1 protein-coding gene is annotated in these 744 nt (G+C 61.8%); it reads right to left on the bottom strand.

What is annotated here, in order from left to right:
* A partial coding sequence (locus AC1DLB_RS31310; protein ID WP_477786444.1) for a glycosyltransferase occupies positions 1–744 on the bottom strand: 744 nt, incomplete at both ends.

Here is a 744-nt window from a genome sequence, read left to right as displayed (position 1 = left end):
GGTATAGCCTGGTAAATCGAACCGGTCGGCCACGCCCACAGCAACCGCTTGTTCGAGCAATTGGGCCCTGAGCGCGCCTTCGCCGAAAATGATCAATCGGGCGCTGGGATCAGGCAGTCGGGCGAAGGCATCGATCAATACGTCAAAACCTTTTTGTCGCGCCAGGCGGCCCACGGCGACAATCACCGGGGTGGACTTTTCCTGCAGCCAGCGGTGGTTTGGACGCGCCGGTGCCTTGTCGCGAAAATCGTTGTCGAGCACCGGATTGTCGGCGATGGTGACATCCTGGGGGCGGGTTATGGTGGTGTCGATCAGATCCTGGGCGACGCCGCGCGAGACGCAGATCACCGGATTAGGGATCAGTCGATACAGCAATGGTGCCAGCAGATACGCTGTGCGCACCTTCAACGCAGGGTTGACATATTTGTCATGGGAAAACGCGTTGCGCTCGCTGACATGCAGGCGCGCCAGCGTACCTGACAGCGCGGCGGCAGCGATGGCCACGACGTTGACGTGGGTGAGGGCGGCCAGTAGCGCGTCGAAGCGATTGTGGCGAAGAAAACGTGCCAGCGCCGGCACGGCCCTGGAGCTGCGCACGCTGTGCAACTCGACCTGTTTTACCCGTGGGTCGAGGTGCGCCGAGTTCACGCCGGCGCCAGTGAGCATCAGTAAAGTCACGTCATTGCCAGCATCAGTCAGCGCTCCAGCGAGGCGTGCCATCATTTTTTCGGCACCGCCTCCGCC

This window comes from Pseudomonas sp. 05N434, assembly GCF_056396965.1.
Note: the sequence above shows the minus strand (reverse complement) of the source record. Positions and strands in the feature narration are given on the sequence as shown.